The sequence below is a fragment of the Actinomadura rupiterrae genome (assembly GCF_024172125.1).
Classification (GTDB): Bacteria; Actinomycetota; Actinomycetes; order Streptosporangiales; family Streptosporangiaceae; genus Spirillospora; species Spirillospora rupiterrae.
The window spans coordinates 278934-295567 of record NZ_JAMZEA010000004.1; the positions used below are offsets into that span (position 1 = coordinate 278934).

15 protein-coding genes are annotated in these 16634 nt (G+C 67.4%); 9 read left to right on the forward strand and 6 right to left on the reverse strand.

Translation table 11 applies throughout. The features are described 5' to 3' along the window. Window positions 1-41 precede the first annotated feature (41 nt). The 5 genes from FHU30_RS14280 to FHU30_RS14300 form a co-directional block, all read right to left on the reverse strand. Entirely contained in the window at window positions 42-1961 is a 1920-nt protein-coding gene (locus tag FHU30_RS14280; protein ID WP_253875897.1) for a recombinase family protein, read from the reverse strand. A gap of 1618 nt (window positions 1962-3579) precedes the next feature. Next, on the reverse strand, window positions 3580-4353 hold the full coding sequence (locus FHU30_RS14285; RefSeq protein WP_253874200.1) for a transposase family protein: 774 nt from the start codon (window positions 4351-4353) through the stop codon (window positions 3580-3582). Window positions 4354-5267: 914 nt separating this feature from the next. After that, window positions 5268-5753, reverse strand: coding sequence for an ATP-binding protein (locus FHU30_RS14290; protein WP_253875901.1), 486 nt, complete (start codon window positions 5751-5753; stop codon window positions 5268-5270). 656 nt (window positions 5754-6409) lie between these two features. Beyond that, window positions 6410-6952: a GNAT family N-acetyltransferase gene (locus tag FHU30_RS14295; RefSeq protein ID WP_253875904.1), complete on the reverse strand. Its 543-nt coding sequence runs from the start codon at window positions 6950-6952 to the stop codon at window positions 6410-6412. Next, window positions 6949-8316, reverse strand: a complete 1368-nt coding sequence (locus FHU30_RS14300; RefSeq protein ID WP_253875906.1) for a helix-turn-helix domain-containing protein — start codon at window positions 8314-8316, stop codon at window positions 6949-6951. Before FHU30_RS14300 ends, FHU30_RS14295 begins: the two co-directional genes overlap by 4 nt. A gap of 284 nt (window positions 8317-8600) precedes the next feature. Here FHU30_RS14300 and FHU30_RS14305 point away from each other — a divergent pair, with 284 nt between their 5' ends. From FHU30_RS14305 to FHU30_RS14335, 7 genes are all read left to right on the forward strand, one after another. Next, complete coding sequence (locus FHU30_RS14305; protein ID WP_253875909.1) at window positions 8601-8756, forward strand: hypothetical protein; 156 nt, start codon at window positions 8601-8603, stop codon at window positions 8754-8756. A gap of 2 nt (window positions 8757-8758) precedes the next feature. After that, window positions 8759-9103, forward strand: coding sequence for a hypothetical protein (locus tag FHU30_RS14310; protein ID WP_253875912.1), 345 nt, complete (start codon window positions 8759-8761; stop codon window positions 9101-9103). A gap of 103 nt (window positions 9104-9206) precedes the next feature. Beyond that, a complete protein-coding gene (locus FHU30_RS14315; protein WP_253875914.1) occupies window positions 9207-9635 on the forward strand; it encodes a hypothetical protein in 429 nt (142 codons plus the stop codon). Then, on the forward strand, window positions 9623-10060 hold the full coding sequence (locus tag FHU30_RS14320; protein WP_253875917.1) for a hypothetical protein: 438 nt from the start codon (window positions 9623-9625) through the stop codon (window positions 10058-10060). The genes FHU30_RS14315 and FHU30_RS14320 overlap by 13 nt, the downstream gene beginning before the upstream one ends. Before the next feature lie 80 nt (window positions 10061-10140). Beyond that, on the forward strand, window positions 10141-10764 hold the full coding sequence (locus tag FHU30_RS14325; protein WP_253875919.1) for a hypothetical protein: 624 nt from the start codon (window positions 10141-10143) through the stop codon (window positions 10762-10764). Between the two features lie 123 nt (window positions 10765-10887). Next, the gene (locus FHU30_RS14330; RefSeq protein WP_253875922.1) at window positions 10888-12927 is read left to right on the forward strand and encodes a tetratricopeptide repeat protein; all 2040 of its coding nucleotides are present in this window, start codon (window positions 10888-10890) and stop codon (window positions 12925-12927) included. Between the two features lie 677 nt (window positions 12928-13604). Next, window positions 13605-14135, forward strand: coding sequence for a hypothetical protein (locus FHU30_RS14335; protein ID WP_253875925.1), 531 nt, complete (start codon window positions 13605-13607; stop codon window positions 14133-14135). Between the two features lie 48 nt (window positions 14136-14183). Here FHU30_RS14335 and FHU30_RS14340 read toward each other — a convergent pair whose 3' ends face one another. Next, window positions 14184-14957, reverse strand: coding sequence for a MerR family transcriptional regulator (locus tag FHU30_RS14340; RefSeq protein ID WP_253875927.1), 774 nt, complete (start codon window positions 14955-14957; stop codon window positions 14184-14186). A 114-nt stretch (window positions 14958-15071) separates the two neighbouring features. Here FHU30_RS14340 and FHU30_RS14345 point away from each other — a divergent pair, with 114 nt between their 5' ends. Together FHU30_RS14345 and FHU30_RS14350 are read left to right on the forward strand one after the other, a co-directional pair. After that, window positions 15072-15731, forward strand: coding sequence for an SCP2 sterol-binding domain-containing protein (locus FHU30_RS14345; RefSeq protein WP_253875930.1), 660 nt, complete (start codon window positions 15072-15074; stop codon window positions 15729-15731). An 87-nt stretch (window positions 15732-15818) separates the two neighbouring features. Beyond that, window positions 15819-16613, forward strand: a complete 795-nt coding sequence (locus tag FHU30_RS14350; RefSeq protein ID WP_253875931.1) for a tetratricopeptide repeat protein — start codon at window positions 15819-15821, stop codon at window positions 16611-16613. Window positions 16614-16634: the final 21 nt, after the last annotated feature.

The window sequence follows — 16634 nt, forward strand, 5'->3', positions numbered from 1 at the left end:
CCGACCGCCTCGGCGGGCGTCGGGGAGCGGGAGGGACGCTTCTACCCTGAGTTTGCGCTGGTCATGGCAACTCGAAGGCGTGGAGCTCTGTTGCCCCTGAAGGTCGCTGCCGGTAGGGGGTACGCGGACCATGGGTCCATGATCACCGGGTCCCCGCCCCCTTTGGTTGCCTGTGCGGCATCTATGGCGAGTTGGGCCGCTTCCTGCAAGGTCGGCAGTATTGGGCCCGTGAGGGTTGCTTTAGCGTGCATTCGGCCGGTGTTTGGGTTGTAGCGCATCTCTACGTTGAAGACGTCCAGGAGACCGCGCTGGATTTTCTGCGGCAGTGAGCCGAAGGCGACGTTGCCCACCGGTAGCCGGTCGAGAAGTTCGGGGTTTGCTCGGGGCGGTTGGGTCTCGCGCAGGGTGCGTAGCTCCTGATGCTTCGCCGCGTGTTGTTCGGCCAGTTCGGCAGAGCGCAGGTTCACGTCGCGTACGAGGGCTTCGTTCGGCTGGTCGGCGAGTTCGAGGCTGACGATCAAGCGCTTGCGGCGGTCTTCGATGTCGCGGAGGGTGCGTTGTACGGCTGTGATTCGGTCCTCGTGGTCCTGTACGGCTTGCTCGTCTGCGGCGTTCAGGAGAGAGCCGACGTAGGCGCGCCTGTTGGGATGGAAGACGTACTTGTCGAAGAAGTGTCCGATGCCCCGCAGGATTGGGTCTTCGCGAATCCAGTAGCTTTTGGGGTGCCCTGCCGGAATGCGGTCCTTCGGAGGATCGCAGACGTAGTACACGACACCGTGGTGTGCTCTGCCTCGTAGCCGCCGCCCGCAATGGTCGCAAGCTATGTGCGAACGCAGCAGGTACTCGCGTCGGGTGTCGGGGTGTGCGGTGTTCGGCCCCCCGCCGTTGCGTGAGCCCTTGCAGTGGTCGCCTACCCGTTGGGCGGCGATGAAGTTGTCTTTGGACACCAGAGGTTCGTGGGTGGGAACCAGGGACCAGACCCACTCGTGGGGCGGGTTGATCCTGCCGCTCGCGGTCTTGGTCGCGCGGCGGTTCCAGACCATGTAGCCGGTGTACTTGGGGTTCTTGATGATCTCTCGGACAGAGGACTGGGTCCAGCGTCCGGCCGAGCGGGACGGGTCGACGGGCACCGGTGGTGGGAAGCGGTCCAGGTCGAGGTTGAGGTGGTCGGCGATGGCCTTGTAACCGAGGCGCAACGCGACGCGGAGGTCGAAGATCAGCGTCACCACCTCGCCGCGCACCGGGTCTGGTGTGAGCCGGTGCTTGGTGGCGCCTTCGGCGCGGCGGGCTGCGACGGGGTGCGGGACCTTCAATGCGGTGTAGCCGTAGGGCGGTTTGCCGATGTTGTAGCCCTGCTGGGTGTGGGTCTCGGTGCCGCCGCGGGACTTCTCCAGGAGTTCCAGGACGTACCACTCGGCGACGCCTTGCTTGACGCGGCGGGTGAGGACCTGGGTGGCGCGTTTGCGGTTGTTCAGGATGATCGGTTCGTCGGCGGCCAGCAGGGGGACGCCGACGGCTTCGAGCTGGTTCTCGATCTGGGTGCCGATGTAGGTGCGGCGCGCGATCCGGTCGATGGACTCGCAGATCACCGCGTCGAAACGCCGGTCGCTGGTTTCGGCCTCGGTCAGCAGGTCCCGGATGCCGCCCTCACGCGGGACGGGGATCACGAACCGTTCGTGCCCCCGCCCCTGCCCGCGTGCGGCCAGCTCCTTGCGGCCGGACTCGATGTCATAGAAGTGTGCTGCGATCACTGCTTCGGCGGGGAGCGCCTGGCGGCAGTTGGCCAGCTGCCGAGGGATCGACAAGGTGGGGTCCTGCTGGTCCTCGGTGGAGGTGCGCCCCAGAAACGCCACCCGCAGCGGTCCGGGAGGCCGGTGGCCGCCGCGCTGGCCTGTCACGGCTGGTCGGCCGCTGTGGCGGGTGACGAAGACCTCGAGCGGGATGGGTGGTTCTTGAGCCATTCCAACGCCTCCTTGATCGCTTGCGCCTGAAGGATCTGGACCCGTCGCCCCTGCTCGCCTTCGAGATGAACGATCGTCCACACGAAGTCAGGGGGCTTGCCGCCGGAGATCGGCTCGCTCCCTGTCAACGGGCCTCCGGCAGGCCGGTGACACTTGCCCGACGCCGCCGGTTCCGGTGCCCGTGCGGGTCACCGGCCGCATGGCGGCGGGACCAGCATTGACGCTCGGCTTGGCGGTCAAGGTCCAGTCCGCACCGGCCCGGCGCGGCCTGCGACCGAGCCGGACCGCCGAAGCGGTCGTATCTTTGGAACGCTCTGGTCAGCGTGGTTCGCGCGGGGTCTGGGCCCGGTCGATGAATGCTTCGTGTGACAACTGCCCGAGACCGCTCCTCCGATCCCCCTTCCTCACCTCTCTGGCGGACCGCTCCAACCTTGCGGCCCAGCAGTGGGCTTGGCGGACGGCGGCGGTGTGCGCACGCGGTCGACTCGTTCCACCGCGCCTGCTGGTGTTGTTCCGGTTCGAACTGCTCTGGTCTGCGAATGGTGTGTTCGCCGGCGGCCTGGGCGCCCCAACCGACTTCCCCCTTCACTATGTAGAAGGGGTCCGTAACCGCAGATTCGCCATCCGGCCAGGTAATGATCAAGCCAAACCGCATCAGGCGCTGCCTGACCGTCCCAGCCCCAAGGAGATCGGCCATCGTCCAAGGGGCGGCCGAACTCACAGGTCGATTCGGCGCGCGACAACTCCGGTTGTGGCAGTTCTCTGAATCGCGCCTGATTGCCGAGCACACGAAATCGGACAACAAACTACAACCTCCACTTTCCTCTCGAGCGGCAGGTGGTGGTGCCGCGAGGGCCAGGAATCTCGGACACCTCTTGAAGCCCGTCACCGGAACCGATTCCCGTGGGGAAGTTCAAAGTTCTCCCCAAGTCGGATGAGACGCGCTGATCTGGCGACTCCCGCATCGAAATCCGCCGACGGCCTCCCCGGACACCAGGTGACGGCGATCGGCCCGCAGTGTTGCCCTCACGGGCGCGTAGCGCCATTCGGGTGCCGCTGATCGAGGGACCGTAGCCTCGTCTCGCCACCTTGGCCTACGACTCGCGTCGGTAGGCGTGAAGGGGGCGAGGGTGCCGGTTCAGGGCTTGAGTCACCTCCCCTGGATTCACGCACGTCTGCCACTGGGGCGTCTGTGAGGACGAGTCGGGGCGCCTTAAGGCCGCCTATATGGCCTCTGACCTGCGATTTCTATACCCCGTGGGGGTTGCCGTCAGGGAAATACACCCAAGCGCCACTCATACACCACTCACGACACCCTCAAAGTTTCGATACCCCTTGCGGGCCTTCGCCCGATAAGCATTGTTTTCTTCCTCGGGTCCAATGTGCCGAGCCCTTCCCCGGCCCGGAAATATCCGATCCTTCAGAGCTTCTTCATCCCGAGATTCGGGAGGACGTGTCACCCAGGATTGAAGCACTCGGCGGCACGTGCCTCATCTGCGGATCCGCGCGCGAAGCATCCTTTGAGTCGTTCGGAGTGGATGGCGATTGTTTAAGTACCGGCCTAAAAGAAGGAGAGGGAGATGGCGCTTCAGGAGATAGCTACACGGAGCCTTTTCCATCACGGGGCGAGGGCGGCCTCGCGGTTTTGTAGGACGCTGATGGCCTTGGCGAGGTGGCCGGCGCGGTAGGGGCAGCAGCGGAGCTTGGTGAGGATCTTCCATGACTTGAGCTGGGCGTTTCCGCGTTCACCTGGTCCGCGGAGCTTGGCGTGGGCCCGGTTGGCTTGTTTCTGGGAGGCGGGCTTGTTCCTGCCCTTGTAAGGAACGATGATCGCGGGACCGGCGCCGACGTAGCCCTTGTCGGCCAGGACCGGCAGCCCGCACGCTGCCAGGGCGCGGATGATTCCCCAGTTCCGGGCCGCTTTCAGGTCGTGGATCGAGCCGGGTACCGCACCCGACACCCACACGATCTGCCCGTACGGGCCGGCAATTACCTGCAGGTTCACGCCGTGCTTGTGATGCTTGCCCGAGTAGAAGAGCCGGTCGGCGCGGAGGCGGTCGGTCGCGATGAGAGTGCCGTCCAGGATCAGATGTCCCAGCCCGTCTTTCTTCGCCCTGGCGAGTGTGGTGCCGAGCTTGGGTGAGCGGGCCGACAGCCAAGCCACGACCTCGTTCACATACCTCCACGCGGTCGTCGTCCCGACCCCGAAACCTGCCGCGAGCTGCGCGAACGTATCGCCCTTCTTCAAGTATGCGAGCGTCATCAGCGCCTGCTGCCCCGCGTTCAAAGCCCGGCCCTTGCTCTTCAGCTTCGTCCGCTCCCGCCGGACGAGACCGGTCAGGTAGTTCAGAGTCGAACGCGACAACGGCAGCGAAGCACGATAGAAAAGCACGTGAAACCTCTGGTTGTGGGGGGCGGAGGTCAGAGACCCCTCTCCTACCAGGGGTTTCTTCACGTCCACGGCCAGCCACGCCGCCCGCGATCATGCTGTGATCAGCAGCCTTGAAGAGGCTGCTGGAAAAGGTTCACGGGTCCGGCCCCCATGCGCCCACCTACTACCTGTCGTCTACAGGGACGAGTCGGGGGCACTTCCCAACCTCCGACACGCGAACCCACCTGCAACTATGCAGTCCCCGGCCCCACCTCTTCTTAAGGAGACCACCGAAACGACCACGGAAACGGATACGGAACCGACCACCAAAAACGATGACCTAGAATCAGCCACTTTCTCCCAATAACGGGCCGTTTTTCTTGCGACACTTCTTCGCCGCAAAGAAATGTCAACAGTTCGGGCTGCCGGGCGGCCGGGTCCGTCCATCCGACGACGCCTCGGCGGAGCTTCGCCGTCGGCGGCCCCTATTGCCATCTTTTCTAGAGCGTCTTTCTGGGCGTCGGGCACTAATGACGCATCGAGCCGATTGTTGCCTTCAGTTGGTGTATCTATATCTGTAGAGGCAGACTGAGGAGTGGTCGCTCTCGGGTGTCGTTCGAGATGGAAAGCCTCATCTGGTGCCGACAATTCGCTCGGCAAGGCGACTTGCGCCTCCAGGATCAGGGGACGCGGATGATCTACGCACCGCCACGAGGACCCGAACTCGCCCTCCCGGCTCCCGTCTGTCATCCACACGGAGGCCCGACGGCACTGTTCATCCTTGACGGCCCTGATCTTTCGCGCCCGCCACAGTCCTGGAACGAAAGAGCACCCTGTCGTTCCCGCCTCGGAGGACGGGAACGACAGGGTGCCAAGACCCGGCTCACGTACCCTTGAGCCGGGGACCAGCCTGTTACGACCAGGCTGGTCCCTCGCTATGAGGCGACCGAGCGCAGCGTGCCGAACGGGTCGGTCAGCGGCTTGTCGAGCTCGACCTCGACCCACACCCGGTGACCCAGCACCGGACTACCCTCGATCCCCATCCGGTGCGCCAGCTGCGACACCGCGTACAGGCCCCGGCCGCCGGTCGCCAGCAGGTCGACCGGCTGCCGCACCGCCGGAATCCCCCGCCCGCCGTTGTCGACCACCGCGACATAAGCCGGGTCGTCGAACACCACCTCCAAGCCGAACCACCCGCCGTCCTCACCGCTGCGCGTGTGCCGGAGGGTGTTGGCGGTCAACTCCGCGACCACGAACTTCACCACGTCCACGCACTCGGCCCCGGCGAACAACGTCGCGGCGAAATCACGCGCCGAGGCCGTCTGCTCCGGACGGCCCGAGAACGTACGCCGCCACCGCATCTCCTCCGGCCCCCACAACCAGTCACCCGCCGAACCCAACGGGCACCTGTTGAACCCCATCTATGTCCTCCTTGGTCCCTCGCCCGCCGACCGATCAACGGTCCCGGATATGCCACGGGCGAACCGACCGACATCCACCAACACCTCCGAAACCAAGGTCAAGGCAGCGCACCCCTCCGCCCCACCTGCGACGCAGCGGCACCACAAGCTTTCTGCCTTCTCGCACCATGTGAACGTCGGCCTCGACAGGAGCGGTCGATATGGACCTAAACCGGGGCTGTGCGGCAACCGCTGATGAAGCGGACCCCGCCTGGGCAGAGCCGGGCTTCACCGAGGCGGACGGCAAGTGGGCCTTCGCGGTGATCGACCTTCGGGGGCACCCCAGCCAGGCAGGTCGAGGGGACGCCGGCACCTGGTCGAAGTAGTCCCGAGTACTGGCAGGCGGAACACGCGAGCCTGGCTATCCAACTCAACGAGCCTGACCGCTCAACGCGTATTGCCGCGGCGCGATCGTTTCCCCGCTCAGGAACTCACTGGCCTCGTCACTCAGGGGCTGGCGCTCAGAGGTTGCGCCTCCGTACGCCACGACGGAGGCCCTGGTCGCCTTGGACTCAACCAGCCGGGCAGTTCCTCGCTTCCTTGCGCTGCCGATCACAAACAGCGCAGGTCCGGCCCAGCGAGACCGCTGACCCGGACCGCCCGTTTCTCCGGAGCGTCTACTTTCGGGCCTGGTTGGTGCTCAGGTCGAGAAGCATGATGTCGGCCTGGTCGTCGGCCAGCCCGATCGTTGTGACCTTCTGCCATCCCCAGCGCTCGTACATTGACCGGGCCGGTTCGGCGTCGGGGTGCGCGCACAGGGTCGCGAACGGTTCAGGCCGGTCGCTGAGGAGTTCGTCACGCAGCCGGTGCGACAGCCCTCGCCCGCGATGGGCCGCGGCCACGACCAGCTCGATCCAGGCGAACTTGTCGCGTCCCTTCACCCGCGCGGGTTCGTCCACGCCGCTCCAGAACCTATCTCCGGACATGGTGAACCCGAACGCGAATCCCGCCAGCTCGTCGCCGTCGGTTCTGGCCGTAACGAGGCTGAACCCGGGTGCGCGGAGCTGGCTGGCGTTGCGGCTACGGAACCCCTCCTCGTTATAGACGCCGTGGCCGTTGTAAGGCGGTTCGTTGTAGACCGCGACGTACAGCCGCGTCAGCTCGTCCTCGATCGCTACGGCTTCGTCGGTCCCGATGCGAGAGATGATGTAGTCGCTCATGACGTCCTTCCGGCGAGGGTGGTGTTCCCCGCCACCTTGAGGGCGACGCGACGGGTCTCGGCGACGTCCTCACTGCGGCGGGCGTGCGGGCTCAGGGTGAGGGCGAACTCCCCGATACGTTTCCGCACGCGGATCGACGACACCTCGATCAGCGACGGAAGCACCCGGTGGAAAGTGTCGACACCAGCGTCGACCTCATCGGCCAGGACCAGCGAGCGGGCCAGATCGAGGCTGTAGTAGGCGGCATTGCGCGGCAGCATTCCGGGGATCGCGCCGGTGAGGATCTCCACGGTGCGGTCGTGCTGGCCGAGGTAGCTTCGGCCGATCGCTTCCAGGCCCCGCAGTTCCCGCACGGAGAAGAATGCGAACCAGGGCTCGTCCTCGCGAGCCCGATTGACGTCCAACTCGTCCCACGCCTGGCCGAGGAAGCGTTCGAAGTCCTTCGGGTCGTCGATCCTGGCGGCAGCGAGGGCTTGTCGCATCGCCAGCAGGGACCGCAGGCGTGGGTCGGCGTCAGGTGCGGTGTCCAGGGCGGTGCCCGCGATCTGGAGCGCCTTGTCGGGAGTCGGGCCGGGGCCTTGTTTGCCGGGATCGGGTTCGGCCATGGCGAGCATCGCCATGAGGTTCAGGGCATGGAGCCGGACGGCTTCGTTCCCGGCTTCGTGGGAGGCGTACAGGGCGCGGCTGTAGTGCTCTGCGGCCTCTCGGTACTTGCCCGCCTCATGGCTGAACCAGCCTGCGCACACCTCCAGTTCCCCGGCCACCGAGACCGCCATGCGTTCACGCTCGGGAGGTAGCGTCACCCGCTTCATCTGCTCGCGGAGGCTCGCGAGACGGGCTCGGGCGATCTCCACCAGCGACGCCCCGCCGAACCGATCGTCCATGGCGTACAGGTCGGCGGCGATGTCGCTGGGCCTTTTCAAGGACGTCAGGACGTCTTGGACTCCGCGCGGCTGGCCGGATGTTCCTGCTGGGAGGGAGGCCGATAGTCCAACCAGTAGTACCGCCGACCCGAACTCGCGGCGTTTCACAGGTTCCCTCCGTGGGGTTTCAGGGGCGAGGAGGTCATCGAAGGCTCCAGGAGAGACGGAGGCGTTCCGCGCGAGATGGTGCAGTCCCTGGGGCGCGAGTCCCGCGAGGATGCGTGGTATGCCGAGTCCGTCGAGGATGCTCACCGCGGTCTCGATCCGCTGGCCTCCGGACTTGCCGGCCATGAGGCGGGAGATCGACCCCTGGTGGATACCGGTCTGTTGGGCAAGCGCTTCCTGCGTCATGCCCGTTGCCTTCCACACAGCCCGCAGGACCTTCTGCCAGTCCCAGACCTCCAGCGCTGCGGCGATCTCGGGCGCAAACCAGAACTCCACGGGCAGATCCAGTGGAGCTTTCGTTCCGGAGGCTGAGCAACTGCTGCACAGGTGGGAGTCGCTATATCGGCTCAACAAGGCGTCACACTGTGCGCATTTCGGGGCTTGGGGGGCCGTTCCCATGGTGCCCATCATGACCTGCGGAACGGTTGGTGAGCACTACTTATGCAGCACTGCATGACGGGCACCGGATTCTCATGCGGCGCCGCCGTGGTATCGATCAGTCGCCAGGAGCATCGTCTTGTGTCACCGGACACAACCAACCTGACACGAGACGAGATGCCATGTCAGCCGACCCTCGGCGCAAGCAGAACGGAACCCACCCCCAGCAGATCGTGAACGAGGGTGACGAGACGGTCACGCCGGACGACGAGCGAATCCGGCCCACGCCACTGCCCGAGTACGCGCACGACAGCGAGACCGCCGACGAGGCGCAGTAGCCATGCTCTCCGTCCCTGTCCCGGCCTGCAATGGCCGCGACTGGCCCTTCTGGCCGAACGCCGACACCAGCCTGGTCCAACTGGCCGGAGATCTGGACAGCCACTCGATCGAGGTCGAGCAGCACGGGCCGGTGCTCGCCTTGACCGCCATCACCGCGTGGTGGCCGAGCCAGCGCGATCTGGCCTGCACCGTCATCTGCATCGAGAACCCCGCCGACGATCACCGCCTGTGGTACTTCACCGGCACCCCAGACGGCACCTGCGCCGCAAACTCGGTGCCGGTCGCACCGGTCACTGACAGATGGACAGCGCTCCAGAAGATCCGCAAAAGGATCACCCTTCGATAACCACACCGGATCAGCAGCGGTCACGAGTGGAACCCCAATGAATCCGATCATTAAGCAGTCTTCCCTGCCCTGCTCAGCGCTCGAAGGCGCCCCCTCCGCCGACTTGGAGTCAGCATCGGCGGCATGCGGAGCGCCGACGCGCACGCCCTACGACTGGCTCCAGAAGCTCACCGTCGAACTGGAGCAGGTCGGCGTGGTAGGCACGCTGCACAACTCCCCGGCCGGGCCGCTGCTGGCCGTCACCTCCACCTTCGACAAGGCGCTGGACTGCGAGATCGTCTGCGAGGTCGGGTTGCGGGATGCGCAGCCGGTGTTCTGGCTGCGCCGCCCCGGCGCCCGTCCTGGTCCCGGAACGTCCCCGGAGCAGGTGGGCCGTCCGCTTCCGTACGGCGATCCGGTGCGGGCGGCGTCCTGGCTGGCGCGCGCGGTGTCGCACCAGGCCCGTCCGATCGCCCGCCCCGACGACCCCGAACAGCCGCACCCGGGAGAGCCGACCGAGGCCAGGGTGGTTGATGGGGGGTGCTCCTGGTGAGCGTCGATCTCCCGCGCCGTCGTCCCGGTGAGGCCCTGCGGCAGGAGCAGCATCGCCGCGGCCTCGGCAACGCCGACTCCGACCGCACGGCCGGCCCGCCCGGAGCACTGGGCGCCGGGGCGGCCAGGCCGCTCATCGCCGACCGGGGCACGACCATCAGGCATCTGTCCCGGCTGGGGATGCATCTGGCCTCCCACGGCCTGAGAACCGAGTTCGATCCTGTGAGGCCCGCCCTCACGGTCGCGTGCCCTGATGGTTCCGCGCGGATTGTGGTGACCGGTGGTCTGGACCTCGCCGACGGTGCCGCATGGTTCTACACCGGCACCGGCACCGGCACCGGCACCGGCTCCGACGTCGCCCCGCTGGCCCGGTTCGGCGATTACGTGGCCGCTTGCGAGCAGCTTGAGGAAAGGCTGGCGTCGTGAGCGCCGGGTCCGGACGCTGGCCTCAGCGTCGTCTCGGCCCGCGGGCGTCCGCCGCCACCTCCGGCGGCGGGCTTGGTGCCGTGCCCGAGAGTGCGGCGCGTGCTGGGGTGTGGGCGCAGCAGATCCCGGCGGGCAATGGTTTGGCGGACGCGGTCGCGGTGGCCGCAACGGCGCGGCCGTCGCTGCAGCCCTCTACCCCCGGCGGGCCGGAGCGGTTCGAGCACCCCACGCCTGCGCTCGCCGCGCTCCAGACCGCCCCGCGCACCCCTCTCGGTGCGTTTCCTTCGAGCCCGGCCGCTAGCGCGCCTGCAGCCGGGGTCGGGGGAGTGCTTGGCCAGGCCCAGCCCCGCCCCGCGGAGGCCACCGGCCTCAACAGCGGCAGTGTCATCCTGCATCGCATCGGTGAGCTGCTGCGCCCGTTCCGAGCGCGGGCGGCCTGGCCTGGCACCCTCCCCGACGACCCGGCGCTTGAGCAGCTCGCCGTCTGCGAGCTGTCGCGGCTGCGCGCGGCGCATCCTGGTTGGGGGATCGTCTACCAGCCGTTCGCACGCGCCTGGATCGCACTGTGCGAAGGCGGCCACGTGGTGGTTGTCGGCACCCCCCAAGAGTTGGACGCCGCCCTGCGGTCTGTACCACCCTCGCCCACCTGCATGGCACGGCCGAGCAGAAACCACCGGCCAGGCCACCCCGACATCCCCCCATGAGTCGGTGGCCTGACCCCTCCCCGGGAGCCGGTCCGGGACGCTTTGATCGGCGTCAACGTCCCGGACCGGCTCCCCTCCCCTCTCCCGGACGAATCCCTGACGAAACCGGCCCGAATTCACGCCATGGTCGACTCGAATCCTCACAACATCGCCTCGGCAGACCTCGCCACAACGATCGTCCAGATCTCCACCATCCAAGGCCACCTCAACCTCGGCGCACCCGCCGGAATCCCCGCCATGCCTCGGCAGATCCCACCGGTCGCGCCGCTGGTCGACCGCAACGACATACGCGCCATCATGACCAGGCATCTGCGGGAGGTGCGGTCACTGCTGGTCCTCACCGGCCCGGCCGGTATCGGCAAGACCCTGCTGGCCTCCCACATCCTCGCCGGGACCGGTGGTGGGCAGCTGTACGCCGACCTCGCCTGGTCCACAAGCTCGCTCCTCGGGATCCGCTCAGGGTGGTTGCGTGCACTGGGCGTGCACCGTGACCTGGTCCCCGACGACGACGCCGAAAACCGGGCGCTGTGGCATACCGTCACCGCGCAGCGTGCGGTCGCGGTCCTGATCGACGGCGCGTCCAGCGCCGAGCAGGTCACTGCGCTGCGCCCCTCCACCGCCGGGGCCACCATCGTCACCAGCCGCCGTCCGCTCCTGGACCTGACCGGCGCTGGCGCCCGGCGTTTCGACCTGCCGCCGCTGTCGCTCGCCGACGCCATCGAGCTGCTGCGCGACGCACTGACCCGCGCGGGACAACCACCCCAGCCCGAAGACGGCACGATGCTCACCGAGATGGCAAAAGCGTGCGGCGGCCTCCCATTAGCGCTGCATCTGACCGCCGCCAACACCGCATCCACCACCCCCGACAACCGGCCCCCCAACGTCCTGGAGTGCCCTGTGAGCCGCGCCTATGACTCCCTCAGCGGCCCCCTCGCCCGCGCATGGCGGCTGCTGACGCTCATCCCCGCCAGCGACTTCGACACCGAGGCAGCCGCCACGCTCCTGGACACCAGCCCAACACAAGCCCGCGATCTGCTGGCAGCGCTCCACACCGCACGCCTGATCCAAGCGACCCGCCAGGACGGCCCCACCCCGATTCGCTGGCAGATCCCCGACGCTCTCAAGCCGGCCGCAGCCGAGGCCCGCGACCAGGACGAGCCGATCGACCAGCAGGAACAGGCCCTGGACCGGCTGCTGGACTGGATCCGCCCCGCCGCCCAATGGGCCGCCGCCTGCGCCACCCCCTACCGCAGCACCTCCCAACATGTCCTTGCCGCCAACCGCAGCAGCCCCGACCGGCCCGAACTCACCACCCCCGCCGCGCTGGACTGGCTGGCCGACCAGCACGACCTGATCACCGGCTGCCTCCAGACCGCCGAAGACCGCGGCGCCTTCCACCTGGTCATCGCGCTGGCCACGACCGGATGGCCGCTCGCACTGCACCACCTGATCGACCCGCAACGCTGGTTCACCGGCGACCAGGCCGCGCTCCAAGCCGCCGAACTCCTCGACGACACCGAAGCCGCCGCCCGGGCCCTGGACCGCCTCGGGGTCTGGGCCCGCCGCACCGGCAACCACAACCGTGCCATCGACTACCTCACCCGCGCCGCCGACCAGTGGGCACTGCTAGGCAACCCTTTCCGGCAGGCCGAGTCACGCCGCCGCATCGGCCACGTCCACCTCGCCCAAGGGCACATCGAGGAGGCGCTGGAGATGTTCGAACAGGCCCGGTCCGCCTTCGAGCAGATCCACTCCGACCAGGGCAAGCGAAGCCTCGGCCTCACCCTGATCGACCTCGCCACCGCACACCTGGCAGCCGACCACCCCAGCCACCTCGCCCCTTATCAGGACACCCACACCCAGCACGCGATCGCCGCCGCCGAACGCGGCTACGAACTGATCCTCGCGCACGCGCCTCTCGACCAGACCTCCCAAGCCCGCGCACTGGTGGCGCGCGGTGAAGCGAGCGCGCGCCTTGACCACGACGACGCCTTGGACAGCCTGCGGCGGGCGCTGGGACTGGCTGAACAGGCCGGTGCCGTGTCCGTGCGGATCAAGGCGATGAGTGCGCTCGCCGAGACCCTCCTCCGGCTTGGCGAGGAGGACACCGCCGCCGCCATCATGATCGAGCGGCACATGCTCGCCACCGGACTCCGCACATGACCACACGATCAACATCGACGGCGGACCACTCATCGACTACTACTTCGACACCGCCAACGGTTCCGTCATTTCCCTCGCCCCCGGACCCTCCGGCGGGTGGACCGTCCGTCAGCCTGGCCCCGTCCGCCTCTGGGATGAGGGCGAGATAGCGATCGGCTCCTGGCGTGACGCGGGCAGCTCTCCGCAGGAAGAGTTCCGCATCCGCACCGTCGGTCAGACTCAAACCGTCTGGTTCAAGGGCCAGAGAGACATCAGATCCTGGCCCCTGCGATCCTGACCGCCCTGCTTCTCGAAGAGCGATGCCCCTCCGACGCGTTCGGGCGGATAATGCAGCTGTCGCTTGACTGCGTGAGCCCCGAGAGGAAGTTAGACGAGGTCGAACCAGCCGCTGATCACGAGCTGACCGGGGATGCCCCGCGCGTCGGTGTATGGACCCATGGTCTGTGTACCCCCTAGGGGGTACACCACAACGTCGGCCCCCCTCAGTGCGGGGCAGGTCAGGCGAGGCCGCGCTTCTTGCGTTCAAGCTTGATGAGTTCCTCAGTGAACGCCTCCGGATCCACCGTGCAGTCGGGGTCGTGGAGGCATTCGGCGGGCCCCTGATCATCTGGCATGCTCGCTGGACGGGCGCCTGGTCGTTCGCCCGTGGATTCACAGATCCCAGGGCAGGGACGAGCATGAGGAAACCAAGCTGGACGCTCGGATGGCTGCTTCACCCCTTCGCTTATCGGCGCTTCTCCCGACTGTCCGCCCAGCTGACCGACCGGCGGATTCTCGCGCCCGCGTCATGGCCGGGCAGCAGTCGCATCGTGATGAGCAGCGGATCGTTCGGCCCTCGGGAGCACCGCGTTGGGTCCATCGCCCACACCTACCAGCTGGCGGACGACGAACCCGTAATGATCGTTGAAGCCGTTCGGACGAGCTCGCATGAGCCTGTCCAGGAGCGGAACACGGCCAGCCTTTTGGCCGGGCTCAGCGGTCGGGCGCTTCCTTCGTCCCCCGGTGTCCGGACCGAACGGGAAGTCCTCGTCAGCGGGCTTCCCGTTATGGTCCGCCGGACCACGTGGCCGGAGAGCCCGTTCATGACCGCCCAGTTCAGATGGCGAGACGAGTACACCATCGTGATCGCCTCCTGGGATCGTCCGATCACCGAGGAATTCCTGGGACAGCTTCAGGAAGTGGAGGACGACGAGACCGAGGCCGGTTAGCCCTCCAGTCGCAAATCAGCACCCCCTGCCATTTTTCGTCCGGGCTGGTCAGGGGGTGGTGCGGTCGGCTATTTGGGTTAGTTGGGCGCTGGTTCGGGCTTGGATTTCGGCTTCCATGGCGCGGGCGAGGAGGGCTGTGACGGCTTTTTCGCTGAGGGGGCGCAGGCGCTGGATCAGGTCGGCGACGCGCGGGAGGTCCTGGCGGTCGGTGTAGTGGGCCGGGTCTTCGAGGTTGCCGCGGTCTACGGCCAGCTGGACGAAGCGTTCGGCGATGTCCTGGCAGGCGGCGTCGGTCTCGGCGGCGATGTCGAAGACGGTCGTCAGGGGGACGCCGGCCGCGATGAGTTCGGCGCCGACCTGGAGCAAGGTGGGGTTGGGGACGACGAAACCGTCGCCGTCGCGCCGGATGAAGCCGAGTTGTTCAGCACGCTCGGTGACGTCCCGGAGGTAGGCCGGAGGTAGCGCGCTCAGGTCGTCGGGCGTGTGGCGGGGGAAGAACATCCCGGACAGTTCGGCGGCGCTGATGCGTTCGGGTGGCTCGGTCGTCCAGGGGTCGGTCAGGGCCTTCTCGACGCCGAGGACGTCGGCCAAGTCGTGCCCCTTCTCCCAGGCGGTGAGGAGTTCGGCGATGGTGGCGATGGTGTGGCCGCGCTCCTGCAACTGGCCGATCAGGCGCAGCCGGGCCAGGTGGGTTTCGTCGTAGACGGCGATCCGTCCCTCGCGGCGCGGCGGGTGCAGGACGCCGCGCTCCCGGAAGACCCGCACGTGGCGGGCGGTCGTGCCCGCGGCATGCGCCAGGTCGTCGACGCGGTAGGTCGCCATGGTCGCCCTTTTTATCACCGGACGCCATTGACCCCTGTTCTACTGCTCCCACAAACTGTGGCCCATAGGAGACTGTGCCATAGATTCACGGCAGCGTTAGAAGAGGAGCGTCCCATGGCCGACCTGTCCGCTCTGCGCGAGATCGACGACCTGCCCAGCCTGCTCGACCGGCTCCGCGGGACGGACGTGGCCGAGTTGCTGGACGAGGCCGAACCCGCCGACCTCGCCCGGCTCGCCGAGCACATCAGCACCCCCGCCGACCTGGCCGCGCTCGTCGCGCTGGCCGACGACCAGAACGAGATGGTCGAGCTCTTCATCGACAAGGCCGACAGCGGCACCCTGCGCCGGATCGCCGAGAACATCTCCACGCCGGGGGAACTGAAGGAGCTGCTCGCCCTCGCCGGGAACGACACGACGGTCAAGGCGTTCGTCGCCAAGGCCGGTCCCAAGGCGATGCTGAACCAGGTCTTCACCCTGATGCCCACCCGGTTCGTCCCGGAGAAGATCGGCGACAGCGGTGTCGTGGAATGGCACATCACCGACGGCGACGACCAGCACGTCTACATCCTGCACATCGCCGACGGCACCGCGGTGGCCGGTTCCGGTGGGGCCGAAAAGCCGCGCACGACCCTGACCATGGCGGTACCGGTCCTGCTGCAGCTCTGCGCTGGCACCGTCGACGGCGTCTCGGCCTTCATGAACCAGAAGGTCAAGCTCTCCGGCGACATGCTGTTCGGCGCCAAACTCGCCGGCGCCTTCGACACCAGCGCCTGAGCCGCCGCGCGGCGCGCCTGTCTTGCCGGATCTGCGCCAGATCGTCGCGGACGGTCGGAACCGCCGCTGGTCGTTCGTGGTCTGATCATGACGATGCGCATGGAGAGGATCGACGTGGACCAGGACGTGCTCGAAGCCGAGTTCCAGACCGCGAAATCGCTGGCCCGCGAGGGGAAGAAGCGGGAGGCCGAGGAGCATTACCGGGCCGCCGCCGAAAAGGGCCACGCCGGCGCCATGGTCAATCTCGGCCGCCTGGTCGTCCAGCGGGGGGACGAGGCGGAGGCCGAGCGCTGGTGGCGTGCGGCGGCCGAATCCGGGGACGAGGTCGCGATGACGAATCTCGGCATCCTCACGTCCGGTCAGGGACGCTTCGACGAGGCCGTGACCTGGTACGAAGCGGCGGCCAAAGCGGGCGATATGGACGCCCGGTACAACCTCGGTCTGCTGTACGTCCAGCGGCGGGACCTCCCACGGGCAGTGGAACAGTTCCAGCTCGCCGCCGAGGCTGGCCATGTGGACTCCATGAACAACCTCGGAGTCGCACTCGGCGAATTGGACCGGACGGACGAGGCCGAAACGTGGCTACGCCGCGGAGTGGAGCACGGCGACGCGCGCGCCATGTGCAGTCTCGGCAACCTGCTCTACTCCCTCAAACGCCGGGACGAGGCCGACGAATACTGGGAGAAGGGCGCGGCCACAGGCGATGCTAAATCCCTTTTCAACCTCGGCGTGCGCTGCGAACACAAGAACGACATGACCGGGGCCGAGGAATACTTTCGCCGAGCCGCCAAGGCCGGACACCGCGGCGGAAAGTCCCGAGCGGACGCGGTGGCCAGCGGCTTCTACCCAGACGGCCGCCCCTACATGCCAGGCTGGTTCTAACCCGGCCCCTCAAGCACGGCC

What these genes read in the sequence shown, in the direction of transcription:
- FHU30_RS14280 (WP_253875897.1), bottom strand. Translation starts at nt 1,961, where the DNA reads ATGGCTCAAGAACCACCCATCCCGCTCGAGGTCTTCGTCACCCGCCAC.
- FHU30_RS14290 (WP_253875901.1), bottom strand. Translation starts at nt 5,753, where the DNA reads ATGGGGTTCAACAGGTGCCCGTTGGGTTCGGCGGGTGACTGGTTGTGG.
- FHU30_RS14295 (WP_253875904.1), bottom strand. Translation starts at nt 6,952, where the DNA reads ATGAGCGACTACATCATCTCTCGCATCGGGACCGACGAAGCCGTAGCG.
- FHU30_RS14305 (WP_253875909.1), top strand. Translation starts at nt 8,601, where the DNA reads ATGTCAGCCGACCCTCGGCGCAAGCAGAACGGAACCCACCCCCAGCAG.
- FHU30_RS14310 (WP_253875912.1), top strand. Translation starts at nt 8,759, where the DNA reads ATGCTCTCCGTCCCTGTCCCGGCCTGCAATGGCCGCGACTGGCCCTTC.
- FHU30_RS14330 (WP_253875922.1), top strand. Translation starts at nt 10,888, where the DNA reads ATGGTCGACTCGAATCCTCACAACATCGCCTCGGCAGACCTCGCCACA.
- FHU30_RS14335 (WP_253875925.1), top strand. Translation starts at nt 13,605, where the DNA reads ATGAGGAAACCAAGCTGGACGCTCGGATGGCTGCTTCACCCCTTCGCT.
- FHU30_RS14340 (WP_253875927.1), bottom strand. Translation starts at nt 14,957, where the DNA reads ATGGCGACCTACCGCGTCGACGACCTGGCGCATGCCGCGGGCACGACC.
- FHU30_RS14345 (WP_253875930.1), top strand. Translation starts at nt 15,072, where the DNA reads ATGGCCGACCTGTCCGCTCTGCGCGAGATCGACGACCTGCCCAGCCTG.
- FHU30_RS14350 (WP_253875931.1), top strand. Translation starts at nt 15,819, where the DNA reads ATGACGATGCGCATGGAGAGGATCGACGTGGACCAGGACGTGCTCGAA.